At 37.4% G+C, this 25,889-nt stretch carries 23 protein-coding genes and 1 pseudogene; 17 read left to right on the top strand and 7 right to left on the bottom strand.

Annotated elements, in window-relative coordinates; genetic code table 11:
• Positions 1-10 precede the first annotated feature (10 nt).
• The 7 genes and pseudogenes from Q0486_RS07225 to Q0486_RS07255 all read left to right on the top strand — a co-directional run bounded on the left by Q0486_RS07225 (position 11) and on the right by Q0486_RS07255 (position 9,463).
• Positions 11-2,719: a DNA translocase FtsK gene (locus Q0486_RS07225; protein ID WP_299231600.1), complete on the top strand. Its 2,709-nt coding sequence runs from the start codon at positions 11-13 to the stop codon at positions 2,717-2,719.
• A 75-nt stretch (positions 2,720-2,794) separates the two neighbouring features.
• Positions 2,795-3,076: pseudogene (locus tag Q0486_RS07230) on the top strand (PD-(D/E)XK nuclease family transposase); the annotation flags it as partial.
• 73 nt (positions 3,077-3,149) lie between these two features.
• On the top strand, positions 3,150-3,749 hold the full coding sequence (locus tag Q0486_RS07235) for a LolA-like putative outer membrane lipoprotein chaperone (RefSeq protein WP_299231602.1): 600 nt from the start codon (positions 3,150-3,152) through the stop codon (positions 3,747-3,749).
• Positions 3,750-3,790: 41 nt separating this feature from the next.
• Positions 3,791-4,726 carry a thioredoxin-disulfide reductase gene (gene trxB / locus Q0486_RS07240; RefSeq protein WP_154042656.1) on the top strand — a complete coding sequence of 312 codons (936 nt, stop codon included), beginning with the start codon at positions 3,791-3,793 and terminating at the stop codon, positions 4,724-4,726.
• A gap of 102 nt (positions 4,727-4,828) precedes the next feature.
• Positions 4,829-7,639: a M16 family metallopeptidase gene (locus tag Q0486_RS07245; RefSeq protein WP_299231609.1), complete on the top strand. Its 2,811-nt coding sequence runs from the start codon at positions 4,829-4,831 to the stop codon at positions 7,637-7,639.
• A 253-nt stretch (positions 7,640-7,892) separates the two neighbouring features.
• Positions 7,893-8,357, top strand: coding sequence for a C40 family peptidase (locus Q0486_RS07250; RefSeq protein WP_299231828.1), 465 nt, complete (start codon positions 7,893-7,895; stop codon positions 8,355-8,357).
• An 8-nt stretch (positions 8,358-8,365) separates the two neighbouring features.
• The gene (locus Q0486_RS07255) at positions 8,366-9,463 is read left to right on the top strand and encodes a hypothetical protein (protein ID WP_299231611.1); all 1,098 of its coding nucleotides are present in this window, start codon (positions 8,366-8,368) and stop codon (positions 9,461-9,463) included.
• Positions 9,464-9,543: 80 nt separating this feature from the next.
• On the opposite strand, the gene Q0486_RS07260 is transcribed toward Q0486_RS07255, so the two are convergent.
• The gene (locus tag Q0486_RS07260) at positions 9,544-9,915 is read right to left on the bottom strand and encodes a DMT family protein (RefSeq protein ID WP_299231613.1); all 372 of its coding nucleotides are present in this window, start codon (positions 9,913-9,915) and stop codon (positions 9,544-9,546) included.
• 45 nt (positions 9,916-9,960) lie between these two features.
• Positions 9,961-10,722 carry an ATP-binding protein gene (locus Q0486_RS07265; protein WP_299231617.1) on the bottom strand — a complete coding sequence of 254 codons (762 nt, stop codon included), beginning with the start codon at positions 10,720-10,722 and terminating at the stop codon, positions 9,961-9,963.
• A 151-nt stretch (positions 10,723-10,873) separates the two neighbouring features.
• Between Q0486_RS07265 and Q0486_RS07270 the strand changes: the two genes are divergently transcribed.
• The 10 genes from Q0486_RS07270 (at position 10,874) to Q0486_RS07315 (ending at position 19,869) form a co-directional block, all read left to right on the top strand.
• Complete coding sequence (locus Q0486_RS07270) at positions 10,874-12,298, top strand: CDC27 family protein (protein WP_299231619.1); 1,425 nt, start codon at positions 10,874-10,876, stop codon at positions 12,296-12,298.
• Positions 12,299-12,304: 6 nt separating this feature from the next.
• Positions 12,305-13,183: a nucleoside phosphorylase gene (locus Q0486_RS07275; protein WP_299231620.1), complete on the top strand. Its 879-nt coding sequence runs from the start codon at positions 12,305-12,307 to the stop codon at positions 13,181-13,183.
• Complete coding sequence (locus Q0486_RS07280; RefSeq protein WP_299231622.1) at positions 13,183-13,668, top strand: GAF domain-containing protein; 486 nt, start codon at positions 13,183-13,185, stop codon at positions 13,666-13,668. Before Q0486_RS07275 ends, Q0486_RS07280 begins: the two co-directional genes overlap by 1 nt.
• A 10-nt stretch (positions 13,669-13,678) precedes the next feature.
• Positions 13,679-15,091 carry a tRNA uridine-5-carboxymethylaminomethyl(34) synthesis GTPase MnmE gene (gene mnmE, locus Q0486_RS07285; RefSeq protein ID WP_299231624.1) on the top strand — a complete coding sequence of 471 codons (1,413 nt, stop codon included), beginning with the start codon at positions 13,679-13,681 and terminating at the stop codon, positions 15,089-15,091.
• 259 nt (positions 15,092-15,350) lie between these two features.
• Positions 15,351-16,262, top strand: a complete 912-nt coding sequence (locus tag Q0486_RS07290) for a helix-turn-helix domain-containing protein (RefSeq protein ID WP_117887530.1) — start codon at positions 15,351-15,353, stop codon at positions 16,260-16,262.
• A gap of 99 nt (positions 16,263-16,361) precedes the next feature.
• Positions 16,362-17,468, top strand: a complete 1,107-nt coding sequence (locus Q0486_RS07295) for a site-specific integrase (protein WP_299231627.1) — start codon at positions 16,362-16,364, stop codon at positions 17,466-17,468.
• A gap of 133 nt (positions 17,469-17,601) precedes the next feature.
• Positions 17,602-17,901: a glutaredoxin-related protein gene (locus tag Q0486_RS07300; RefSeq protein ID WP_299231629.1), complete on the top strand. Its 300-nt coding sequence runs from the start codon at positions 17,602-17,604 to the stop codon at positions 17,899-17,901.
• Between the two features lie 2 nt (positions 17,902-17,903).
• Positions 17,904-18,494: a YqiA/YcfP family alpha/beta fold hydrolase gene (locus tag Q0486_RS07305; protein ID WP_299231631.1), complete on the top strand. Its 591-nt coding sequence runs from the start codon at positions 17,904-17,906 to the stop codon at positions 18,492-18,494.
• A gap of 256 nt (positions 18,495-18,750) precedes the next feature.
• Entirely contained in the window at positions 18,751-19,434 is a 684-nt protein-coding gene (locus tag Q0486_RS07310; RefSeq protein ID WP_299231633.1) for a hypothetical protein, read from the top strand.
• A gap of 66 nt (positions 19,435-19,500) precedes the next feature.
• Positions 19,501-19,869, top strand: coding sequence for a helix-turn-helix domain-containing protein (locus Q0486_RS07315; RefSeq protein WP_299231635.1), 369 nt, complete (start codon positions 19,501-19,503; stop codon positions 19,867-19,869).
• Between the two features lie 282 nt (positions 19,870-20,151).
• On the opposite strand, the gene Q0486_RS07320 is transcribed toward Q0486_RS07315, so the two are convergent.
• The 5 genes from Q0486_RS07320 to Q0486_RS07340 form a co-directional block, all read right to left on the bottom strand.
• Positions 20,152-20,793, bottom strand: a complete 642-nt coding sequence (locus Q0486_RS07320) for a hypothetical protein (protein ID WP_299231637.1) — start codon at positions 20,791-20,793, stop codon at positions 20,152-20,154.
• Between the two features lie 95 nt (positions 20,794-20,888).
• Positions 20,889-21,575 carry a hypothetical protein gene (locus Q0486_RS07325; RefSeq protein ID WP_299231639.1) on the bottom strand — a complete coding sequence of 229 codons (687 nt, stop codon included), beginning with the start codon at positions 21,573-21,575 and terminating at the stop codon, positions 20,889-20,891.
• On the bottom strand, positions 21,572-24,184 hold the full coding sequence (locus Q0486_RS07330) for an ATP-binding protein (RefSeq protein ID WP_299231640.1): 2,613 nt from the start codon (positions 24,182-24,184) through the stop codon (positions 21,572-21,574). Before Q0486_RS07330 ends, Q0486_RS07325 begins: the two co-directional genes overlap by 4 nt.
• Positions 24,185-24,186: 2 nt before the next feature.
• Positions 24,187-25,395, bottom strand: coding sequence for a DNA cytosine methyltransferase (locus Q0486_RS07335; RefSeq protein ID WP_299231642.1), 1,209 nt, complete (start codon positions 25,393-25,395; stop codon positions 24,187-24,189).
• Positions 25,395-25,613 carry a helix-turn-helix transcriptional regulator gene (locus Q0486_RS07340; RefSeq protein ID WP_299231644.1) on the bottom strand — a complete coding sequence of 73 codons (219 nt, stop codon included), beginning with the start codon at positions 25,611-25,613 and terminating at the stop codon, positions 25,395-25,397. The genes Q0486_RS07335 and Q0486_RS07340 overlap by 1 nt, the downstream gene beginning before the upstream one ends.
• Positions 25,614-25,889 lie beyond the last annotated feature (276 nt).

The raw sequence follows: 25,889 nt of genomic DNA on the forward strand, positions 1-25,889 counted from the left end.
TACAAATGATATGGCAACTAAAAAAGAGGACAAGAATAAGAAAAAGATTGACGGAAAACCGGAAAAAATAAAAGCAGCTCTGAATGGAGAAACAGGACATTTTATTGGAGGACTGATATGCCTTATGTTCGGGGTGTATATGTTTCTGGCATTTACTTCCTTCCTTTCGGCAGGTGGAGCTGACCAGAGTGCAATGGGAGTAAACTCGGTGGGAGAAACAGAAGTGGTACAGAACCATACTGGACCGGCCGGAGCCAGACTGGCTGAATTCCTGATAAACGGATGCTTCGGAATTCCGGCATATCTAATTGTAGTAGTGCTGCTTATAGCCGGAACAAAACTTATGAAGGCATACGATTTTACGGTGTGGAAATGGTTTCTGGGATGTATGGCTGTGATGTACTGGCTGTCGGTGACACTGGGATTCGCATTCGGTGAAATAAACTCGTTCATACAGCCGGGAGGTATGCACGGATACAATGTGGCGATGTGGATTGAATCGTACATAGGTGTGCCAGGATTGATTCTGCTGCTGTTGTTCTGCGGAATAATAATAGGAATAGCTATTAGAAGACAGACTATGGAGGTGGTGAGAAAAGTACTGCATCCGAGCCTGGGAAAACAAAAAGAGAACAATGATGAAACCGATTTAGCTGAAAATGTAAAAGAACAGCAACCTGTGACTGTGGAAGAAGAGGTTGAGCCTAAGGAAGATAAGGCTGACGATGAAACAGTGAATGATGAAACAGATACTGATTCTGAAACTCAGGAAGATGAAAAGAACGGGAAAAGGAAATGGAGCGACAAACTTATGCCCAGTGGAATACTGGGACGAATGTTCGGAAAAAGACATAAGGATGAAGAAGCTGTAGAAGAGACTGATAAAACTGACGTGAAGGCTAATGAAGCGACTGAAGATGATATCAAGGATAATAGAGCAAGTGAGGAAGAAACTGATGAAAAAAATTATGATAATGATGACGTTAAAGCTGATACATACGCCGAAGAGGTTTACAGCGATGATGTGAACTATACGGACAACAGCATAGAACTTCCGATAGACGATTATCCTGAAACAGCCAGAAGAATAATTGACGCCGAGAATTTGTCACATCCTAAGGAAGATGAAAAGGACGAGGAGCCGGCATTCGAAATAGAAGAGAACAAAGAGGAGGAGACAGTGAGAGGTGACTTGAGTGTTCCTTATAACCCAAGACTGGATCTGGAACTGTATAAGTTCCCTACCCTGGATTTACTGAAGACATATCCTGACGAAGGTCCGAGCATCGACATGGAGGAGCAGAATGCCAACAAGAACAGAATCATTCAGGTGTTGAGAAGTTTCGGCATTGAGATTTCATCGATAAAGGCTAATGTTGGTCCTACGGTGACGCTGTATGAGATTACTCCGGCTGAGGGAGTGAGAATATCGAAAATCAGAAATCTGGAGGATGACATAGCACTGAGTCTTTCGGCACTGGGAATACGTATAATTGCCCCTATTCCGGGAAAAGGTACGATAGGTATAGAAGTGCCTAACGCAAGTCCGAAAATCGTTCCTATGAGCTCTGTGCTGGCCAGCAAGAAGTTCCAGGAGAGTACTTACGAGCTGCCTATAGCGCTGGGTAAGACTATCACGAACGAGGTGTTCATGGTGGACTTGGCAAAGGCTCCGCACATGCTGGTGGCTGGTGCTACGGGTCAGGGTAAGTCTGTGGGACTGAACGCTATTGTGACATCACTGCTGTATAAGAAACATCCTAGTGAGTTGAAATTCGTGATTATTGACCCTAAGAAGGTGGAATTTGCAATATATGCACCGATTGAGAAGCATTTCCTGGCCAAGCTGCCAGATGCGGAGGATGCGATAATCACTGACGTGACAAAGGTGGTGCAGACACTGAACTCGCTGTGTGTGGAAATGGATACCAGATATGACCTGCTGAAGAAGGCGGGATGCAGAAACATAAAGGAATATAACGCGAAGTTCATCAACCGACAGCTGAATCCGGCAAACGGACATAAGTTCATGCCTTACATCGTGATAATAATTGACGAGTTCGGTGACCTGATAATGACTGCGGGAAAAGAAGTGGAACTTCCTATATGCCGTATAGCTCAGTTGGCGCGTGCCGTAGGAATACATGCGATAATTGCGACTCAGAGACCGACAACGAACATCATTACCGGTACCATTAAGGCAAACTTCCCTGCCCGTGTGGCTTTCAGAGTGGCTTCGATGATGGACTCTAGAACTATTCTTGACAGACCGGGAGCACAACAGCTTATAGGTAAGGGTGATATGCTTTATCTGCAGGGTAATGATCCGGTACGTGTGCAGTGTGCATTTGTGGATACTCCGGAAGTGGAAAAAATTTCGGAATACATAAGCAAACAGCAAGGCTACCCTACCGCTTTCGAGCTGCCTGAATATGTGGACGAAAATGCAGAACCTAGCGGAGCTGCGGATGTGGACATGAACAGACTTGACCCTATGTTTGAGGAAGCTGCAAGACTGATTATTTATCATCAGCAGGGTTCTACTTCGCTTATACAGAGGAAGCTGTCGCTGGGATATAACAGGGCCGGACGTATCATGGACCAGCTGGAGAGAGCGGGTATCGTTGGTCAGGCCAACGGAAGCAAGGCAAGAGATGTACTATGTTTAGATGAGAATGACTTGCAGATGAGACTTAGTCAGTTGAGAGGTAATAACTAAGGACTAAAAAAATATTAGAATATGAGTTACAGGAATATCGGTTTGGGACACTTCGTCAATCCTTTTACGGACTTGGGTGCAAGGTATAAATTATCGACTGTATACGGTATTTTCCTGATGAATTTCAAAGAGCCTGGACTTGATGAAAAATTCCGCACGGATACTGTAATTGCCGACCGTGAAAACGGGAAGGTAATCAATACACACTTCAGACAGATTTATCTGCAGTTTCCGTATTTCACTAAGGAACTGGGAGAGTGTGAAACTTTATATGACAAACTTATTTATACTCTTAAAAATATGCAACATTGGAACAGAATGCCTGAAGCACTGAAAGAACAGGTATTTAACAGACTGAATGAGACTGAAATTGAAGAATTATAAGTTCTCCGGTCATGAGCCAACATTATTCATTATCAAATAACCAAACATGAGACACAAAATACTACTATTACTAATGATAATACTGCCAGTACAGGCTTTTACCCAGAAGGATGTTAGGGCAAGAGAGGTACTGGAAGGGATGACTGCCGTTTATAAGAAAGCTGAAGGTACGGAAATACTGTTTGGAGGCACAATGGAAGGGACATTGGCTCTGAAGGGCGAAATGTTTGTTCTGGACTGTGCGGGAATTAAAAGCTGGTTTGACGGCAAGACATTATGGAGCTATGTGAAGGACAGCGGAGAGGTGAATGTATCGACTCCTACCCCGGAAGAGGTACAGGCAATAAACCCATACAAAATGCTGGGGATGTACAGAAACGGATTCGACTATAAGTATACAGGGACAAAGAACAGAAACGGCAGGATCTGTAAAGAGGTTATACTGACTCCGGAAACCGAACAGGATATAAAAAGTATCACTGTGGGTGTGGACACCAGAATGGAACCCGTTTATATTGACATAGACAGTAACGGCGAGACACAAAGAATAGAAATAAAGAAATATACTGTCAGGAAGCTTGGGGACGAATTCTTCAGATTCAATCCGAAGGATTATCCGGGACTGGAAGTGATAGACTTGAGATAAACAATCAATTTTATTTTATCATAACAAAAGAACTGAACATTATGGCTACAGAACACGTGAAATGCCTGATCATCGGATCGGGACCGGCAGGATATACTGCCGCAATATATACAGGAAGAGCGAACCTCAATCCTGTACTTTATGAAGGACTCCAGCCTGGAGGACAATTGACAACTACAACTGAAGTGGAAAACTTTCCGGGTTATCCGGAAGGTGTAACAGGTCCGGTACTTATGGACGATCTGAGAAAGCAGGCTGAGAAATTCGGCGCTGAAATCAGAAACGGTATCGTGACAAAGGCTGATCTGAGCAAGGCTCCATATACTTTCGAGGTGGACGGAGAAAAAGAAATTACAGCCGATGCGGTAATCATCTCGACAGGTGCTACTGCAAAGTATCTGGGACTGGAAGATGAAAAGAAATATGCAGGTATGGGCGTGAGCGCATGTGCCACTTGCGACGGTTTCTTCTACAGAAAGAAGAAGGTTGCTGTAGTGGGCGGCGGTGATACAGCCTGCGAGGAAGCCCTCTATCTGGCAAGTCTGGCAAGTGAGGTGTATCTGGTGGTGAGAAAACCGTTCCTCAGAGCATCGCAGATTATGCAGGAAAGAGTGATGAATCATCCTAAGATTAAGGTGTTGTTCGAACACAATGCAGTGGGACTGTATGGCGACAACGGCGTGGAAGGTATGCACGTGGTGAAGAGAATGGGCGAAGCTGACGAGGAAAGATATGACGTGGCTATCGACGGTTTCTTCCTTGCAATAGGCCATAAGCCGAACTCTGACATCTTCAAGCCATGGGTGAAGACTGACGAGGTGGGCTATATCATCACTGAAGGCAATACACCATGTACTGGAGTTCCGGGTGTGTTTGCAGCTGGTGACGTGGCTGACCCTCATTACCGTCAGGCTATTACAGCTGCAGGAAGCGGATGTAAGGCTGCTATTGAGGCGGAGAGATATTTGAATAAATGAAGAATTAATAATTAAAAATTAAAAACGAGTGCATGTCATCAATTTTAATTTTTAATTTACCTCCAGTTCTAAATTATTAATTGTCAATTATTAATTACAAACATGAATTTATGGAAACGTTCTGCCGCCATGATAATATTCATAGGCGGTATGGCATCAGGCTTCGCACAGCAGATGCCGCCTATACCTACCGATCCGAATGTACGTATAGGAAAACTGGAAAACGGGCTTACTTATTACATCAGACACAACGAGCTGCCTGAGAACCAAGCCGATTTCTACATTGCACAGAAAGTAGGTTCTATTCTTGAAGAGGATAATCAGAGAGGACTGGCACACTTCCTGGAACACATGTGTTTCAACGGTACGACAAACTATCCGGGAAACCTGCTGAGAGAGTATCTTGAGACTATCGGTGTGAAATTCGGAGCTAACCTGAATGCATATACATCAATAGACGAGACTGTGTATAACATCTCGAATGTTCCTGTGGCAAGAGAAACAGTGATTGACTCATGTCTGCTGATACTGCACGACTGGGCCAACGACCTGACTCTGGATCATGAGGAAATAGACAAGGAACGTAAGGTGATACACGAAGAATGGAGAACCAGAACAGGTGCCATGATGCGTATGTACGAAAAGGTGTTCCCTATAATGTTCAAGGACAGCAAGTATGCTTACCGTCTGCCTATCGGTACAATGGAAGTGGTGGATAACTTCCCTTATCAGGCTCTGAAAGACTATTATGAAAAATGGTACAGACCGGACCAGCAGGGTATCATAGTAGTGGGCGACGTGGACGTGAACAAGGTGGAAGAGAAAATCAAGAAGATGTTCTCCCCTATCGAGATGCCTGCAAACGCTGCTGAAAGAGTATATTTCCCTGTACCTGACAATGACGAACCGCTGATTGCCGTGGCTAAGGACAAGGAACAGCAGGTGCCTATCATATATCTGTTCTACAAGCATGAGGTTGTGCCTGATGAAATGAAGAACAATATGGGATATCTGGCAATGAACTATATGACTTCGATGATAAGCAATATGCTGAATGCACGTCTGTCAGAGCTTACTCAGAAGCCACAGCCTCCATTCATCCAGGCTTTTGCAGATGACGGTATCTATCTGCTGGCAAAGACCAAGGGTGCCTTCATGGGACTGGCTGTAGCCAAGGAGGACGGTATCATGACTTCTACAGAAGCGTTGATGACTGAAATAGAAAGAGTGAGACAGTTCGGATTTACTGCAAGCGAATATGCAAGAGCAAAGGCTGACTATCTGAGAAGTCTGGAATCGGCTTACAACGAAAGGGAGAAGATGAGAAACTCACAGTATGTAAACGAATATGTGAGACACTTCATCGACAACGAACCTATCCCTGGCATAGAGAACGAATATGCGATAATGAACCAGATTGTGCCTAACATTCCTGTAGAGGCAATCAACCAGGTGGTAAAACAGATTATCGGAGAAAAGAACATCGTGCTGAGTGTGTTCTGCCCTGAGAAGGAAGGTATGAAATACCCTACAGAAGCTGAGCTGAAGGGAGTCATCGACAAGGTTAAGGCTGCAAAACTTGAAGCATACGTGGACAAGGTTTCAAACGAACCTCTGATGAAGGAACTTCCTGCAGGAGGAAAGGTTGTGAAATCGGAAGCAGGACCGTTCGACAGCAAGATCCTGACTCTGAGCAACGGTGTGAAGGTGGTGCTGAAGAAGACTGACTTCAAGGCTGACGAAGTGAGAATGCAGGCTTTCAGTACTGGTGGTACTTCAATGTTCGACGACAAGGATGTAATTCAGTTCAAACTGATCAACCAGGTGGTAAGCTTGGGAGGACTAGGTAACTTCAGTGCAGTGGATCTGGACAAGGTACTTGCTGGAAAGATGGCTTCGGCATCGGCATACGTAAACAGCCTGACTGAGGGTATAAGCGGTTCTTGCTCGCCTAAGGATATGGAAACAATGCTGCAGCTTACTTATCTGAGATTTACAGCTCCAAGAATGGATAAGGATGCTTTCGCATCGTTTATCAACAGAAACAAGGCTGCTCTGGCTAATGCTGAAGCTGACCCTAATACTGCGTTCAGCGACTCAATCAGTGTGGCTCTGTATAACAGACATCCTAGAGCTATAAGCGTGAAGGCTGAGACTCTTGACAAGATTGACTACAACAAGGTGATGGAACTGTATAAAGACAGATTTGCTGACGCAAGCGACTTCACTTTCATCATGGTGGGTAACATTGACGAGGCTACAGCTACTCCGCTGATAGAGAAATATCTGGGCAGTCTGCCTTCGACAAAACGTAACGAGAAATTCCGCGACGTGAACCCTGACATCAGAAAGGGACTGTATGAAAACAACTTCACAAGAGAAATGGAGACAGCCAAATCGTCAGTTCTTATGGTGGCAAGCGGAAAATGCAAGTATGACCAGAAGAATGTGGTGCTGATGAGCATGATGGGACAACTGCTGAACATTCTATATACACAGACTGTGAGAGAGGAAGCAGGAGGTACATACGGTGTGTCATGCAGCGGCTCTGTAAGCAAATATCCTGAAGCTGAAGGTGTGTTCCAGATATATTTCGACACTGATCCACAGCGCAGACCTCAGATGGTGGAACTGATAAACAAGGGTATCAGCGACTTCATCGCACAGGGTCCTAAGACTGAAGACCTGAACAAGGTGAAAGAATATATGCTTAAGACATATCAGCAGAACCAGAAGGAAAACTCTTACTGGATGGGAATACTGAACACCATGTTGTGGGAAGGTGTGGACATGAACAAAGGATATGAAAACACCGTGAACGGAATTTCAATTGATGACCTGAAGAAATTCGCAAAAGACTTCTTCGGACAGAAGAACATGATTGAAGTGAGCATGAACTCGCCGGTGAAATAAATACGAGTTTATAGGATTTAGATATTGGAGACGGTATACTGCGAAACGTGGTATATCGTCTCCTTTTTTTAAGTATAACAATACCATTCATTGTAAGAATAATGTTAAATAGTAACTAAATAGTGCAAACAGAGAACTTGCAGTAATGAACTATTAATTACATTTGTATTATGATGATAAATAAAATATAATGACAACAGGTTCTTTTCATATAATAATAAAATGGGCGGTTACGTGTCTGGCAACAATCGTTATGTCATCATGCGGAACCCATAGAATGAGTTATGACTTCAGAGACTTGGCTGTGGCAGCTATAAGACTGGATATGGACATAGAGATGAAAGATAATCATAAACTGTATCTGGAAGCTGCAGACTGGATAGGAACACCCTACAGATATGGTGGAACTAACAAGAAAGGAGTTGACTGCTCAGGATTGACATCAGCTATATACAAGAATGTATATAGAAAAAGACTTAGCCGAAACTCCGATGAACAGAGGAAGAAAGACTGCAGAAAGGTGACCAAAAGGAATCTAAAGGAAGGTGACCTGGTGTTTTTTCACAATGGCAAGAGGAAGAGAACAGCATCGCACGTAGGCATTTATCTGAAAAATGGAAAATTCATACATGCATCAACAAGTGTTGGAGTGGTAGTGAGCAGCCTGAATGAAAGATATTATGACAAGCACTGGCTGCAAGGAGGAAGAGTGAAATAAAATGAAAGATGAATATGCTTAATGACTATATACAGAATAGGGTATTTTTGATAGTCGGAATAATAATGATTGCAAACAATACATTGGCCCAGCATCTGAAGACAGACTTCCAGAAAGATTACAAGAAGCAAAACAATAAAGATAGTGAACTGAAGCTGAATGAAGAAGCAATTAAGCTGATAAAGTTTGACTTCATGCCGGAAATGGAGAGCGAAGTAAGCAAGCCAATGGAGGCTCCGCTGGAAAAATCATGGATGAAATTCAAGGCAGATCTTGATGTGCCGATAAGTCTGACGGACACTACGAAAGTGAGGAGACCCAAAGGTTACATAAGAATGTTACCCTACTCTATCTGGACAAAGTTCGGAGAAGACCCAGTGTATGACGTAATGGTATTCGGGAAGAAACAGAAGGATTATGAGATATCGTGGACAATCAATCCTTTCGGTGATTATGATGAGAATTTCGGACTCAGTATTGCTCCCTCAGCAGGAAGCATAAGTGACGGAATGAGGATAAGGGGAGCCGGAATAGCGATAGGAGGACTGGATATAATGGGATTTATATATGATAATCTGACTGCAAGAGGAAGAATGCTTAAACACAACAGGAAACATGCAAATGCGTGGAAAATATATCAGAATTATCAGCCTACACTGAGTGACAGCCTGAAGTTTCCTACATTTTATAATGGCATGACCTCTCCGATATTCGATTACAGCAAAACCGGAAGCGGAAGCACTGCAATTACAGAAGAATTCCCTGAAATGACAGATTCGATGAGAGCAGAGATAGAGAAAGTAATATCTATAAAAAAGGATTCTCTGAGAAACGAATATCTGGAAAAAGCAAATGAGGAAGCTGATAAAGACAGAAAACCGGACAAAGTGAAGAGAAGTTTCAGATGGGATGTAAGGAAAGCACGAGACGCACGCAAACGCAGAGATAAGGAGGAAGAACTCAAAGCAAAAGAGGAGAAGATGCTAAATGAACTGTCGGGAAGCATGGACAGTTTGTATATCTATATGAGAAAAAAAGAGCAGAGGGATGCACAGAAGAGGGCTGAACAGGAAAAGATAAGAAAAATGAGATTCGGAGAGGAATGATAAATTAATAAAATGAGAAAAGTGCCGGCAGGAATGAGACTTAGCTTGTCCTGCCGGCACTTTTAACTATCTAAAGAAAATCACTTCTTGAAAATGAAATACACAGCCAATATCAGACAGCAAAACGCCGCAAGATGATTCCATTTGAGTTCCATTTTGAATGCTATAACGGAGAAAACAGTGAAAACAACAAGTGTGATGACCTCCTGAATGACCTTAAGTTGCATAATGTCGAATGGTCCACCACTTTCACGAAATCCAAGACGGTTGGCAGGAACCTGAAGACAGTACTCAAAAAATGCTATAGCCCAGCTAAAAGCTATTACACCAATCAGAGGCAAAGATTCAAACCAGCTGTATTCACGCATTTTAAGATGACCATACCATGCGAATGTCATAAAAATATTTGACAAGACAAGCAGCAATACTGAAAAAATTCCTTGTGATAACATATTATTGTTTTTAAATTGTTGGTTATTTATTTTGTTGAAATACAATTATTCTTTTTTTGAGGAAGGAACAACTATCGGCAACATGTCTGTCTGTATATTATTCATGCTGCTCCACAAACTGTATCTGGCCTCCGGATTCATTTCTTCAAGCCGTCGCAACACTTCCTTCATATCTGAGCGATGAGAATCTTTCTCGTATGGACAGTTCTTTATTTGTTTTCGATAGCCACGAATACGAGCCATATCCATAAGATCTGACTCATGAAGAAGGCACATCGGACGAATAATAGTCATATCGAACTTACGCATAACCAAAGCTGGAGGCATAGTGCTTATGGCTCCCTGAAAGGTCATATTCATAAGCAGAGTCTCTAGTATATCATCCATGTGATGACCTAAAGCTATTTTATTACATCCGTACTCCTTTGCCACAGTGAACAGTGCCTTACGACGGTTCCAGGAACAGAGGAAACAAGGAGACTTGCGAGTATCGGTGGAGGGATCGAACGATGTGGCATAAGTATAGAAAGGAACTCCCAAAGAGCGTGCGAAGGACTCCAGATAAGCGGTGTCGGACTTATACTCGATATTTGACATTTCAACATGGACGGCAATGACTGAGAACCGTGGTTTGTATATACGCGAACGAAGAGCAAGAAGTTCGAGTAATGCCATAGAATCCTTACCTCCGGACAACCCTACAAGAATCTTGTCGCCGTCATCAATAAGACCATAATCGACTATCCCCTTAAGGAAACGTTTGTTGATACGATATATTATTTTGTCTTCTTCTGTCTGTTTAGCCATAATAATTATTAAATGCGCGTGCAAAAGTACAAGAAAAGAATGATTTATGGAAGAAAATGAAAAATTGAATGTTTGAAAAACAGTTATTATGAAGTTTTTTTGTATTTTTGATAACTAAAACTATTTAAAGAGACATAAGATTATTCGGAATATGACAAGACTTAAAATAAAAATAGCTGCAGTGGCTCTGTCAATGATTACAACAGGAGTTGGAGCTCAGACTCTGAGTCAGGCACAGAGATGGTTTACGCAAGGAGAATTCGAAAAAGCCAAGCCAGTGTTCAAGAAACTGGTAAAACAATCTCCATCGAACGCAAGCTATAATTTCTGGTATGGAGCCTGCTGCTATGAAACAGGCGAGATGCTGGAAGGACTACCCTATCTTGAAAAAAGTGCTTCAAGAAAGGTTATAAACGCATATCTGTATGTGAGCAAGGCTTATTATGACATGTACAGGTACGAAGATGCAATAGAAAATCTGGAACAACATATATACTGGCTGGAAAAAAAGAATAGAGACACTTCTGCTGCTGAAGAATTGATGACTAAATACAGGAAAGGAGAAAGACTGATAAGAAGTGTAGAAGATATAACTGTAGTGGACAGTTTCGTTGTAGATAAACAAAACTTTCTTGAAGCATACAAATTGGGAGGTCAGGCAGGTACATTAGGAATAACAACAGACAGTGTTGGCGGAGAGGATATATGTATAGAATTCATTAATGAGATGGGTGACAAAAAACTACTCTCGGTCAGAGACGAAAATGGAAATAAAAAATTATATTCCAGTGTAAAACTAATTGACAAATGGAGCAAACCTCAAAGACTGAAAGGAATAAATGATGATATGACTGAGTTGAACTATCCTTTTCTGGATTCGGACGGAACGACACTATATTTCTCTGCTAAGGGAGAGGAAAGTCTTGGGGGGTATGATATATATGTGACGAGAGCTGACTCAGAAGAGAATTCATATTTCAAACCTGACAATCTGGGATATCCATTCAACTCGGCATATAACGACTACATGTATGCCATAGACGACTATAACAACCTAGGTTGGTTTGCTTCGGACAGATATCAACCTGAAGGGAAAGTCTGTGTGTATGTATTTATACCAAATGATTCGAAAATTACATACGATTATGACGCTTTAGGAGCAGAAAAAATGATATCGCTAGCTAAACTAGACAATATTGCCATAACACAAGCCGATAAGGAAGCGGTGGTAAGAGCAAAGCAAAGGCTGGCTAAAGTAACATATTCTGGCAGCAACAAAAAGGAGCAAAAAACTGATTTTGAGTTTATTGTAAATGACAACAGAACGTACACTTCGTTAAATGACTTCAGAAACAAAGAAGCAAAAAAACTCTTTCAAGAGATGAATAAAATGAAAAAAGACTTGAAGGAACTTGAGAATGAACTGGATGGACTGAGAAAAAAATATTCAACATCAGGAAATGATATGAAAAAATCAATTGCTCCAGGAATAATCGACAAAGAGCAAAGAGTTGAAAGCCTGAGAAAAGAAATTGAAACAATGACTAGAAGAATAAGGAATCTTGAACTAAAATAGAAACTTATGAAAGAATATTTCGCACCTTCGGAACTGATTATTAATGAAGACGGATCTGTATTTCATTTGCATCTGAAGCCTGAGCAATTGGCTGACAAGGTTATATTGGTGGGAGATCCGGGAAGAGTGGCCCTAGTTGCATCGCATTTTGACAGTAGAGAATGTGAAGTGGAAAGCCGGGAATTCAAAAGTATAACAGGTACTTATAAGAACAAAAGAATTACAGTTATTTCAACCGGTATAGGGTGCGATAATATTGACATTGTGATGAACGAGATAGATGCTCTGGCAAATATTGATTTCAGAACCAGATACGAAAAAGAAAATTTGAAATCGCTGGAGATAGTAAGAATTGGTACATGTGGAGGACTTCAGCCATATACTCCGGTAGGAACTTTCATCTGTTCGGAAATATCTGTGGGATTTGACGGACTCCTAAACTTTTACGGAGGAAGGAATGCTGTATGTGATCTGCAATTGGAAAAAGCGCTTCTGAATCATTTGGGATGGTCCGGAAATATATGTGCACCTGCTCCATATGTAATACATGCTAATGAGGACTTAGTGGAACGTATAGCACAGAAGGATATGGTAAGGGGCATCACAGTGGCATGTGGAGGATTTTTCGGACCTCAGGGAAGGAAACTGCGTATTCCTCTGGCTGATCCTCATCAGAACGAAAAAATAGAGACTTTTGAGTATAGAAGCTGGAGAATAACAAACTTCGAAATGGAAAGTTCAGCACTGGCTGGATTGGCAAAGCTTTTGGGACATAAAGCTACAACTGTTTGCATGGTAATAGCAAACCGTGTAGCCAAGGAAGCAAACACAGGATATAAGAACCAAATAGATGATTTAATTAAACTAGTACTGGAAAGAATATAATGGAAGAGAGTTTCAAACAAACAGACAATAAAAGCAAAAAGGAAAAATACATATATTTCCTGGAACAATACTCACGATTAATAGAGGACGAAAAAAACATAGTCAGTGTGCTGGCAAATACTACTGCTGCACTGAAAGAGGCATTCGGTTTCTTTTGGATAGGTTTCTATCTGGTAGAAGAAGGAATACTGCATTTGGGACCATTTCAGGGAAATGTAGCATGTTATCGTATTAAAAAAGGAAGAGGCGTGTGTGGAACAGCATGGGCAGAGTCCAGGACACAGGTAGTGCCGGACGTTGACCACTTTCCGGGTCACATAGCATGCAGCTCGCTTTCGCGCTCGGAAATAGTAGTACCTATGATAAGCAACGGAAACGTTGTAGGAGTATTGGACATAGACAGTGATGAACTGAATACTTTCGACGATACAGACCGTATATATCTGGAAAAACTCGTTGAAATGATAGTAAAAAATTTATACTGATTCAAGAGTAATGAACATTCTTTATACAGACGATACAATATGTGCCATAGCTACGGCACAAGGAGGAGCCATTGGAACAATCAGAGTTTCTGGAAAAGAAGCTATATGTATTACAGACAAGATATTCACCCCTGCGAGTGGTTCTACCCTATCCGAACGCAAGCCATATACACTTACCTTCGGACACATCAATGGAGAAAACGGTGAGATAGTGGATGAGGTATTGGTAAGCCTTTTCCGTGGACCACATTCATACACCGGTGAAGATTCTACGGAAATTTCATGTCATGGTTCATCGTACATATTGCAACAGGTGATGCAACTGTTGATAAAGAACGGTTGTCGTGCAGCAGGTCCAGGAGAATTCACACAGAGGGCATTTTTGAACGGCAAGATGGATTTAAGTCAGGCAGAAGCTGTAGCAGACCTAATAGCATCTACATCAGTAGCATCACATCGTATGGCAATGAATCAGATGCGAGGAGGATTCAGCCGTGAATTGTCACAGTTAAGAGAAAAACTATTACATCTCACTTCTCTTATGGAATTGGAACTTGATTTCAGTGACCATGAGGAATTGGAATTTGCTGACCGTAGTGAACTTTCACAAATCGCATCACAAGTAGAAGAAGTCATAAACGGTCTTGTACAGTCATTCAGTGTTGGAAACGCAATAAAGAATGGTATTCCTGTAGCAATAATCGGCGAAACAAATGCAGGTAAATCTACCCTGCTCAATGCCTTGCTAAACGAAGAACGTGCCATAGTGAGCGACATCCATGGCACCACCCGTGATGTTATAGAAGACACAATGAACATAAAAGGAATTCTATTCCGATTTATAGACACCGCCGGAATCCGCGATACATCTGATACAATAGAAAGCATAGGTATAGAACGTAGTTTCCAGAAACTTGATCAGGCATCAATAGTTCTTTGGGTGATAGATAGTACTGAAATTGAAATGCAGATAAATGCATTGAAGGACAAAATAATTCCAAGATGTGAAGGAAAGAAGCTCATCTTAGTGATGAATAAATGCGATGTTACTTCAGTTTCTGAAACTATTTCTGACATCAAAACATATTTACGAGACAACAACAATGTAGAGACTATATACATTTCCGCAAAAAAACAAAATGGAATAACAGAATTACAAGAACTTTTAGTCAGAGCTGCTGCACTGCCTGAAGTGACACAAAATGATGTTGTAGTAAGTAATGTCCGTCACTACGAAGCACTATCACATGCTCTTGAGGCTATTAACCGCGTAATTGACGGTATTGAAATGCAACTGTCCGGTGATCTGGTAAGTCAAGATTTAAGGGAATGTCTATTCCATTTAGCGGAAATCGTAGGCGGAGAAATTACAAATGATGAGGTGCTGGGTAATATATTCAGGAATTTTTGCATCGGCAAGTAACTATCTGATTATCAATGAGTTAAATTGATTACAATCGATTGATATGGCGCTCTTTACGGGGCGCCTTTTTTGTTGCTCTACTGTCAATATTAGTCATTTATAAGCTTTGCACATCATCTTTTTGTACCGTTTTTGTACCACGAAGCAAAATTCCGGCATTTTACGCTGGACAGATTGTGGAGAAAGTTGACTATGGTTTACTAAGATTTACGATAGTTGACACATAACGGGAGAAATAAACATTTAAAATTTGAGTAATATGCCAGCAAGTAACACTAAAATTAAAAAGATTTGCGAATGGTGTGGAACACGATTCGAAGCACAAAAAATAAGTACAAAGTACTGCTCTCACAGGTGTGCAAATTTAGCTTACAAAAAAAGAGAAAGAGAGAAAAACATTAAGGCTACTGAAGAGAATACTCAAAATAGGATTGAGGAACTACCTATCATCACAATTAAGGATAAAGAGTTTCTATCTTTCTCAGAGGTTGGAATTCTTTTAGGTATTACCAGACAAGCAGTCTATAAGATGGTCTATAAAGGATACCTTCAAGCTTCAAAAATTAGCAGTAGATTATCTTTCGTCAAACGCTCTGATATAGATGAGATGTTAAAACGTCATCCTTATGAATTTAGAATGCCCAAGGACACTCTACCTATCAAAGAATTTTATACTACAGCCGAAATAATGAAAAAATTCAATGTAAGTGAATCATGGATTTTTGTTATGTCTAAGAAGAATAAAATTCCAAAGACATTCAACCGTGGTAAGACTTACTGGAGTAAAAAGCATGTTGATGCTTATTTTTCCTCGAAGGCTCCAGATGCAGACATTACAGAATGGTACAGTGTGCAAGAAGTTCAGGACAAATTTCAAATGAGCCTTAACGCTATATACTCTTTTGTTTATAAAAATGCCATTCCGAAAAAGAAAGTTGGTATTACCGTATATTATTCAAAAAAGCACTTCGATATAGCTAAGGGAATACGTCAGGCTGAAGAACCCAAATACTACACAGTTCAAGAGGCTATGGAAAAATTCAAAATAACAAGAGACCAGCTATACCATTATACCAAGTATCATCAAATTCCCAAGATTAAGAAGGGAAAGTATACTCTTATATCCAAAGCTGAGCTCGATAATTTGTTCGAAGATCCTATCATTGAATAATCCTGGTATAAGTTATTTTCCGGTGTGAGTATTCACCAAGAAAACACCAGTTTAATTTGTACCGATAATAATAATTTATCAACCAAAAACATTAATCTTATGGCACTTACATGTACTAACGTAACATTGAGACAAAGAGTTATCAGTAACGGCAGAATTTCTCTCTATTTGGACTATTATCCGGCTATTCGCAATCCGTACACAATGAAAATGAGTCGCAGGGAATATCTTGGCATTTATATCTATGCCCGTCCTAAAAATGAGATTGAACGTGATTTCAACAATGAAATGCTGAGTAAGGCTGAAGCCATTCGTTGTATCAGAGTACAAGCAATCGTCAATGAAGAATTTGGATTTCTTGACAAGCACAAAATGAAAGCTGACTTCCTTGCCTATTTTCGTGAAAAAGCAAAACTGAAGTATCACAAATGGGACTGCGTATGCCAGCATTTTGAGAAGTTTGTAAACGGCTATTGTACTTTCGGTGATGTAACGGTAGAACTTTGCCAAAAGTTTAGGCAGTATCTACTGAACTGTAAACAGATCCGTCATCCTAATATCAGCGTTTCGAGGAATTCGGCAGCTGGCTATTTTTCGACTTTCCGTGCATTACTGAAGATAGCTTATCAAGAGAAGATGCTACGTGAAAATCTGAATGACTTCATAGACAAGATTGAATGGAAAGAAGTCAAAAAGCAATATCTTACATTGGCAGAAGTCAAGAAACTGGCCGCTACACCATGCAAGATTCCTGTACTGAAACAAGCTTCATTATTCTCCTGTATGACCGGTCTTCGTATCAGCGATATTTTACAGCTTACATGGGATAATATTGAAGTCGGTCCTGACAATGGCTATTACATCAGAATTTGTACAGAAAAGACAGAGACGGAAGCCACTCTCCCCATCAGTAACGAAGCATTGGAACTATGTGGTATTTCTGGTTCAGGCCGAGTATTTAAAGGACTGACCAGAGCTATGACGAATCAACCTCTCAAGCAATGGATTTCGGAAGCCGGAATCAAAAAACACATAACCTTCCACTGCTTCCGTCATTCGTACGCCGTCATACAAATCTCTTTAGGCACAGACATTTACACAGTATCAAAAATGCTTACTCACAAAAATGTTTCGACCACACAGATTTATGCTGATTTGGTCAATTCGAAAAAACGAGAGACAGCGAATAAAATTTCGTTAAAATAATATAACTCTTATCTTATCTATAACAGGTTATATCTGATAAATCTATCGGATATGACCTGTTTTTATGTTTGCTTTATCTGACAGAATCGTTATCTTTGAAGAAAATTGAGTCTTTAAATGCATAACTACAGCTATGATAAAAATATATGGAATGGAAACTTGTCCGGATTGTACGTATGTAGAAGAGCAAGTAAAAGGTAATAACCAATATGAGGTCATCAATATTGGTCAACACGTAAGAGATTTGAAAGCATTCTTGAGATTACGGGATCATCATCCAGCCTTTAATGAAGCCAAAAGTGTTGGAGCCGTTGGAATTCCTTGCTTTGTATTGGAAGACGGTACGGTTACTTTGAATCCAGAAGATGCCGGATTACGTTCACGTCCTATCAATGAAGGAGCAACATGTAATATTGACGGAAGCGGTTGTTGATTATGGTACATAAAATTCTTTTCCTTCATGGTTTCTTTGCATCAGGTACATGTATCCCAGCTCTTGCCTTGAAAGAATATTTCAGCGGTAAGGCAACAGTCTTGAGTCCAGACTTACCCCTGCATCCACAGGAAGCTATCGACTTTATCCAAAGATTGTGCAACCAAGAACAACCTGATATATTGGTAGGAAACAGTAATGGCTCGTTTTTGGCACAGATAGTAGCATCTAAAAACAATATCCCTGCTTTACTCGGAAATCCTCATTTCGAAATGACACGCTTCCTGATGGAACGTATTGGTCCGCATGAATACAAATCACCACGAGCTAACGGGAATCAGCAGCTTGTCATTAACCAAACATTGATTGATGAATTCGCAGAACTTCAACAGCATCAATGGGACAATTGTCAGGTAGCTAACCAAGAAAATATATTGGGGATATTTGGTGAGAATGACCATCTGGCACACTTTGAGCCTTTATTTTTAATGCATTATAAATATTCATACCACTTTCCTGGCGGTCATACTCCAACAGCTGAAGAAGTACAAAAATATTATGCCCCACTGGCGGAACGATTATTGGAATTATAGCATAACTTATCATATAATATAGAAAGAATACCACTTTTGTTTATTATATGATAAGTTATAAATTCATGTCTTATATTCAATCCCATAAATTAATCCGCCCCTATTCCATCTGAACACTTCTTACTTTCCAATAATAATCAAACTATTTATGACAATTAGTGACCTTTGATGAAGTCTGATGTCACTCTTGTCATTTTCTGATAATACATAATCAGTAAACATTACCTTTGCTTACGAACAGTTAAACATATGGCTTATGTATTTGAAGAAATTTGAATATTTTATTTTAGATTCTAGTGTAGCTGGAACATTACTTCTTATAGCACTTGCTATACGCATTGAAGCAGTCAATGCAGGCTTTGATCAATTCAGCTCAAATATTATTTTTATATCGGTCTTTATAATATCTACAGGATTATATATATCAATGCAAATTGCATTATACGAGATAATTATATATTTATGTCATCATAGCAAATCTTTGTCTATCCATGAACATCTTAATGAATCTGTGATTGCACCAGAACAAACATTTATGGAATATGAAAAACTCCGTTCGAATACTATTACAGAACAGAAACGTACGAACGATAAAAAACTTGAGTTAGTACATACGTACATTCATCAAACGATGGCTGCTTATACAAGCCAAGAAAATCTTCAGCGTTTATGTATGTATATTTCGGACTTCTTTCAGGATAAAACTTCTACCAGTATTATTCCTATAAAAATAGATTCAAAATTGAAAGCTATAGATGTTATGCATTTGGGCTGGAACATAGGTAAAGCATTAGGTAAACGACGTTCATATACAGCAGAATTCATAAAAAAGGTATTTGCTGATACCATGAAAGAAAATGAAGTCAACACGATAATCAAAAAGATGTCTCACTCAGAAACAGAGTGCATAATTAAATTAAATCCACATATAATTCAATAAATCAGACTTTATATTCATAAATACTACATGAACAAGTATCAATCCCCAAAAGCAAAAACAGATTGTATGACAAAAGAACCTATCACATTCGACAAACTTCCGCAGGCTGTAAGCTATTTAACAGAACAAGTAGAGAAAATTTATCAATTAGTTGAAACCTTACAAGCACTGAAACCGGATAATCAGCATCAACTAATTGACATAGATAAGGCTAGCATACTTATCCAAAAATCAAAACCGACAATCTATAGACTTGCTCGTACAGGTCTCATCCCAGCCTATAAACGTGGTAAGAAATTATATTTCTATGAGGACGAACTCTTTAAATGGATAGAGGCTGGCAAAAAACAAAGCCAACCTCTATCATATCAGGAACAATCCGCACAAATACTTCGTGGGATGAAACGTAAACCTAAGAGTGGAATTAATATCTAAATTTTGTCCTTTTTAATATAGCAGGATATTATCGATTCAAATAGTATTTTTAAGTAAAGCTATAACACTATTCATCAGATGCTTATCTTTAATATGAACTGATATAAACTAAAATCTAGAACCTATTCTATTATTTATAATCATCAATGCTGTAATTTTACCCTTAGCATTATCCACTTAGCAACATGTAATTTTTCAAAATAATGCGCTACATGGTTTATTAATTCTATGAAATGAAATTTATCTTCTATACCTATTACTAGTATGAAATTTAAAAGTTAATCAAATTAATCTCTCATATCTATTTCCATATATCATGATTTCTTGTTTGAAAAGATAAAGATTCTTTATAATAGTTTCCTTATGCCTATTTTTATATGGAGAAAGAATCATCTTTTGAATTTCTTTAATTGTAAGCACTTTTATTAAAGAAACCATTTCTTCAACAGTATAGTTGTTCTGAATAGAAATATAAATACTTATTTTTAGGACTTTAGATATAATTCCTTTATATATAGCAATAGCTTTTAACGGAATATTTTTCCCAACAATAAAATCAGTTGGAATATCACCAAACCCAATAAAAGTTATTACACCTTTATTAATCGCATTTCGGGCAAGACTTTTTGTATCATTTCTATTTGAAAGACAAGAAATACTAAAAAAAATTCTTCCTTCGAATCTAGAAATATTATTTGAGTGAATAAAATATTCATTACGATAATATTCAGAATTCTCATGTATAGCGTCTTGAGAAATAAAATCTTGTGATTGTTTATTACAAGAACCAAATAAGCAATCACTTCTTCCATGTCCCATGAACAAAATAAGTTTAGCATTACTCTCTATTGCTTTTCTTATGCAAGCCTCATGATCCTCATTTGAGTACCTTATTTTATAGCAATGCCACTGTTCTTTAAGCATTCTACAAAGATATGTGTTTATTCTATTTAAGAACTTAGTAGACTCTTGTTTATCAGTAGGATATATACAAAAAATTTTCACCATATAATTAATTTCTAATTTAAATCATTAATAGATGACAAATAAGATATAATCTGTTCTATTAAATCTTTCTTAAACTCTATGCTATCAAGTGTATTTGATTGAAGACATAAGGCGATTTCCTCAAATTTTTTTCCTCTATATTTAGGAAACAAATAATTAAATGTATCTTCTTTTCGCAAGAAAAACCACTTAACTAATTCATCTTCAAAGTTAAACTCCTTTTCTTTTTTAATATGTTTAATAAGTTCTTGTTCATAATCATTATCACGTTTCCGAAAATCTATATTACAGTTAATCAGCGATTTAAGATTTTCTTTTTGTTTTTCAAAATCACCAGTGTTTATAATATCTTCAATAACATTTTCAATTTGTGCAGAATATAGAATTACCTGTTTTTTATAATTAGGGTTTATTGATTTTATTATTTTAACAATCTGGAATCCATCTATAATACCTGCAATCAGATTATAATCACAAACAATAGAATCAAGTTGATTGAAATACGGTAAAGCAAGTAAATCATCCTTAAAAGACTCAATATCAAATAAAATCTCCCCATTTTCTCTCCTTTGATAATTAATAGGGTTAAATTCTTTATATACTAATTCAACCCCATCATTTCTTAAAGTAGCTTTTATATTTTGCAGGACTGCACTTTGAGATTGTTCATCTATTAATATTAAATATTTTGAAATCATCTAAAAATAATTTTAAAGTTCATACCATTACCTACTTCAGATTTATCTATCATTATTTGAGCATTCATTTTTGAGAGAGACTCTGAAACTAGATATAACCCAAAACCAGTACCATTTTTTTTGGCAGTTTCTCTAAATTTAAAAATATCATTAGGGTTAGTTTTATATTTAGAAGATAATCCTTCCCCATCATCATATACATTTAAAATCAAAGAGTTACCATCCAATTTAGTCTTAAACCATATATTCTTAGCACCCCATTTTTCTGAATTATCTACAAAATTATCTATCATTAACGCTAAGTCAAGTTTACTTCCAATTATATAAAATATGCGAACATCATTAATTGAATGGACTTTTATTTTATACTTACTATTTTTAGAATATCCTGATATAAAATCCGGAAGATTAATCTTTTGTGCATCGGCTTTATCTAAATCACTTTCAAGAATTAAGTCTGTGGCTTTTAATGATTTATTTGCAAAATGTAAAATCTCATATAAAGACACTATAATTGACTCCTTTAATGAATCACCTAGCATTTCTTCAGATAATTTATTGATAATAAGTGAAATATTTTCTTTTATTTTTAGATTGTTATTTTTTACATGATGAATTAAGGCATCTGTCTCTGGAGTTGATTGTTTTTTATAAAATTCAACCTTCAACTTTTCCAATCGGATTTCTTTCTCTTTTTCTTTCGTTATTTCTTCTTTCTCCTTTTCTGCATTAATACGTTTCTTCACTTCATCTGCAGCTTTCTTTTCTGCTTGAAGTTTTTCTGCTTGAAGTTTTTCCAACTCTTGTAGATGCTTTTCATTTGTTTCTTTTTCATGTTCTAACTGAAGTTTTAAATCTTCTATAATTTGTGTTTGTTTGGCTATTGTATCTTTATAATACTGAAGTTCTGCAATAGCCTTAGCTGTCGCTTCATTAGTAGAATATTTTGAAAAATCAGCTATTTGTTTCTCTAAATCTTTATTTTCAATAGCTTTTCTTTGTAAAATTCGATTTAATGAATCTACATCTATTTTCTTTTTTTCAAAATCAGAAATTAGTTGTTCAAATTCACGCTCAGCATTCGCTTTCTCTTCCTCAATTTTATCAAGAATTAAATTCTCATTAATATACAATTCAATAACATCTCCAGCTTTAGCACCAATAATAGAATGAATACTAGAATAAATACGTCTTCGTTTTATAACCTCATCTTCACGAAAAATTAATTCATTCTCTTTTAACTGTCCTGAAATAATTTTTCTTTCAATTTCTCTTATCTTATCTTTATCTTCTTCTGGAATACTATCCCAATTTAAACCATCAACAACATACTTTTCTAACCTCTTGAAAGATTTATAAAAATAACCATCCTTATTAGTTAATTTCGAAAAACTTTCATTTCTAACTAGCCCTTCTCTACTTGATATTATTTGAAACGAATTCTCTGAGTCTAGAATCTCTATTCGTCCGACAATATCTCTTGAACTAAGAAATCTAGCATAACCTTGTGCCCTTCTTTGTTCCAAATTTAGCCAATCATCGCCTTCTTCACCATATGGAGGAATACGAAAACCATTTAAAAACAAATATATTGATCCATATTCTACAGGTCTAACACCTGTTTGTTTTGTAAAAAAAGCCTTAGAGTATGGATTTAAATAGTATAAATAGCACTTGGCATTTTTAATTTCCGGATAAAATTCATTTTTTTCTTTGATCCAAAAAATAATTTTACCTTTATCCTTTAGTGTTGATAAAATAATTTTACCATTTTCAATTATTTCACTCTCAATACTTGTTGTTTTAAAATCCAGTCTTTCAAAAATAGTATTGTCTATTTTTCCAATAAATTTTTGAAATTCGTCTTTATTATTATTTTCTGTTACAAATTCTGGAGCATTTAAATAGATGCCAAAATCGTTTTTTTCAAATGCCTGATTAGGATTAATCAGCTTTTCAAGATACTTCTTTAAATTTACAAGTTTTTCAGTATTCCAATCTACAATAATCCCTCTATCATTCTTAATTTCATAAACCCATTTGCTACGTAATTTTATTATTTCTAAAATGACTCCTTGGGTAAACGGTTTAATTTTTCTTTTAACTAAATCTTCTGTATCTAATTCTTTATAATCCAGAACAACACTTTGTATTTCTCGATTCTCATCTTCAACTTCAAACGCCTTCCAATCAATTTTCAGCTGTATGTAAGAATTTTCACTATATTTTTTAGCATATAGATTCAAAAATTCCCCCAATCTATCGCAGGAAAAACGACCAACACCTTTTGCACCTGCCATCATTCGATTATGCTGACGAGCATTTTGTTTTTTTTCAGAATAGGCAATATTTAGCCACTTATTCTTTATATCGTCCAAATTCATTCCCAAACCATCATCTTTGATAATTAGGCGCGAAGTTTTTTCAGAGTATGAATCAATGAACTTATCATCATTTTCTTTCAAATTAAAAAATGAAATATCTACACGCTTAGCATCAGCATCAAATGAATTTTTTACCAATTCAAGAATAGCAATATTATCATCATTAATAAGATCTTTACCAATAATACTTTTGAGTTGTATATTTGTTTTAAAATGTAAATCCATATCTATATCAATTCTTTTAAAATAATTCCGACTTGTTCTCCAAATAATGGTGGAATAGCATTACCTATTTGCGTATATCGAGGAGCTTCTTGCGTTCGTCTTTTTCCACCAGTTGTATATTTTCCTTGAAAAATATACCAATCAGGAAAGGATTGTATTCTTGCATATTCTCTTACTGTCAAAATTCTAGGTTCTGAATAATGGATATAATCGTCTGGAAGAGTTGTTATAGTTGGACTTTTTTTATGTTCATCTAACGGTATGACCGTATGCTTTTTTATATTAAACCGTTCTCTTGTATGCGAATCTATATCTTTATTCTTTTTGCATGTATTTAAAATTATTTGAAATTTATTTGATATATCTGGGCGATGTTTAGGAAAACGGTGGCTATCAGGGATACATTGATTTACTCCAACTCTCATTAATTGCTGATATGAACTTTTTATTGGAGAATACACCCCTGATTTAAATGACTTTGTATCAGGGGAATCTACTTCTCCATTTTCTCTTAATAAATCTGAAATAGCATCTCCTAACGTAGTTTCAATAGTTATATTTTTTTCAGCTAAAAAAGAATAGCGATTATTTTTTAGTAGACTGAAAAATTGTGAAACGATCCCTTTTGATACATTTGGTATATCTTTTCTTATTCCAACCAATATAAATCGTGTTCTTTTCTGAGGAACACCATATTCCCCAAAATTAACAAGTTCACCTTTTACAAAATATCCAGCTCTATTTAATGCACGCTCAACATAAGAAGAATACTTTTTACCATCGTCCTTATTTTTTTTAAACTCTAATGTAAATCCTTTTACATTCTCAAAGAAGATGATTTTAGGTTGTATTATTTTAATAAATCTAATATAAGATTTTATCAACATATTACGTTGATCATTTTCCTTTCTTCTTCCAGCCATAGAAAAACCTTGACATGGCGGTCCACCAACAACAAGATCTACTTTTCGTTGTAAGGTTAATAATTGCTCTTTATAATCTTTCAAGACCACATTTATGTCATGAGAAGTTTTTGGGAGCCAATCAGGCCACAAAAAGTGATTCATTTTTTTTATCAGATTATATTCAAGAGTTTTGAAAGCATCTGTATTCTTTTCAACAGCAAACAGGCCCTGCCATCCAGCATTGTGAAGTCCCAAGGATAATCCACCGCAACCTGCAAAAATATCAATATATATAGGATTCTTCATTATAGCTCAATTAATTTAAGATGTCCACAAACTTTCTGTAGTATTTCTGCGGGAGAGACACCAATAGCTAATGCTATTAAATAAATTTCATCTGCCTTTAATTTCGCAGTTTCTTTTCTACTTAATTCACTTAATCTAGATTTACTAATGCCTGTTTTACGAGATACATCTGCTTTATTAATTGACCTTTCTAAAAAAAACTTTCCTAATATAGTCATATTACTTCATATTAATTATAGACAAAGATAGATAAAAGTATAGAGAATCAATACAAAAATCTAGAATTTCTAAACAAAAAACATTTCATTATCTTCTTTCAATTATCCCAAAGAAACTCCTTTCAGAAAAGTAATTCTTAATACTTTATAAGTAGAGTCCTGCTTCTATTTTCATTTCTTACAGCAAATATCGCCCTTTGCCACTGACTATGCAAGGCGGCCCTATCGGGCTGGTTGGTTGGAAAAAAATCATCCTCGCTTCGCTCCGGTATTTTT

This window comes from uncultured Bacteroides sp., from assembly GCF_937912035.1.
Classification (GTDB): Bacteria; Bacteroidota; Bacteroidia; order Bacteroidales; family Bacteroidaceae; genus Phocaeicola.

Bases quoted from the DNA above. Each gene is read 5' to 3' on its own strand.
- Q0486_RS07280 (WP_299231622.1), top strand. From the start codon at position 13,183: ATGGAAGAGAGTTTCAAACAAACAGACAATAAAAGCAAAAAGGAAAAA.
- Q0486_RS07340 (WP_299231644.1), bottom strand. From the start codon at position 25,613: ATGACTATATTAGGAAAGTTTTTTTTAGAAAGGTCAATTAATAAAGCA.
- Q0486_RS07335 (WP_299231642.1), bottom strand. From the start codon at position 25,395: ATGAAGAATCCTATATATATTGATATTTTTGCAGGTTGCGGTGGATTA.
- Q0486_RS07260 (WP_299231613.1), bottom strand. From the start codon at position 9,915: ATGTTATCACAAGGAATTTTTTCAGTATTGCTGCTTGTCTTGTCAAAT.
- Q0486_RS07330 (WP_299231640.1), bottom strand. From the start codon at position 24,184: ATGGATTTACATTTTAAAACAAATATACAACTCAAAAGTATTATTGGT.
- Q0486_RS07235 (WP_299231602.1), top strand. From the start codon at position 3,150: ATGAGACACAAAATACTACTATTACTAATGATAATACTGCCAGTACAG.
- Q0486_RS07290 (WP_117887530.1), top strand. From the start codon at position 15,351: ATGCCAGCAAGTAACACTAAAATTAAAAAGATTTGCGAATGGTGTGGA.
- Q0486_RS07310 (WP_299231633.1), top strand. From the start codon at position 18,751: ATGTATTTGAAGAAATTTGAATATTTTATTTTAGATTCTAGTGTAGCT.
- trxB (WP_154042656.1), top strand. From the start codon at position 3,791: ATGGCTACAGAACACGTGAAATGCCTGATCATCGGATCGGGACCGGCA.
- mnmE (WP_299231624.1), top strand. From the start codon at position 13,679: ATGAACATTCTTTATACAGACGATACAATATGTGCCATAGCTACGGCA.
- Q0486_RS07255 (WP_299231611.1), top strand. From the start codon at position 8,366: ATGAATATGCTTAATGACTATATACAGAATAGGGTATTTTTGATAGTC.
- Q0486_RS07265 (WP_299231617.1), bottom strand. From the start codon at position 10,722: ATGGCTAAACAGACAGAAGAAGACAAAATAATATATCGTATCAACAAA.
- Q0486_RS07300 (WP_299231629.1), top strand. From the start codon at position 17,602: ATGATAAAAATATATGGAATGGAAACTTGTCCGGATTGTACGTATGTA.
- Q0486_RS07250 (WP_299231828.1), top strand. From the start codon at position 7,893: ATGTCATCATGCGGAACCCATAGAATGAGTTATGACTTCAGAGACTTG.
- Q0486_RS07270 (WP_299231619.1), top strand. From the start codon at position 10,874: ATGACAAGACTTAAAATAAAAATAGCTGCAGTGGCTCTGTCAATGATT.
- Q0486_RS07225 (WP_299231600.1), top strand. From the start codon at position 11: ATGGCAACTAAAAAAGAGGACAAGAATAAGAAAAAGATTGACGGAAAA.
- Q0486_RS07305 (WP_299231631.1), top strand. From the start codon at position 17,904: ATGGTACATAAAATTCTTTTCCTTCATGGTTTCTTTGCATCAGGTACA.
- Q0486_RS07245 (WP_299231609.1), top strand. From the start codon at position 4,829: ATGAATTTATGGAAACGTTCTGCCGCCATGATAATATTCATAGGCGGT.
- Q0486_RS07320 (WP_299231637.1), bottom strand. From the start codon at position 20,793: ATGCTTAAAGAACAGTGGCATTGCTATAAAATAAGGTACTCAAATGAG.
- Q0486_RS07275 (WP_299231620.1), top strand. From the start codon at position 12,305: ATGAAAGAATATTTCGCACCTTCGGAACTGATTATTAATGAAGACGGA.
- Q0486_RS07315 (WP_299231635.1), top strand. From the start codon at position 19,501: ATGACAAAAGAACCTATCACATTCGACAAACTTCCGCAGGCTGTAAGC.
- Q0486_RS07295 (WP_299231627.1), top strand. From the start codon at position 16,362: ATGGCACTTACATGTACTAACGTAACATTGAGACAAAGAGTTATCAGT.
- Q0486_RS07325 (WP_299231639.1), bottom strand. From the start codon at position 21,575: ATGATTTCAAAATATTTAATATTAATAGATGAACAATCTCAAAGTGCA.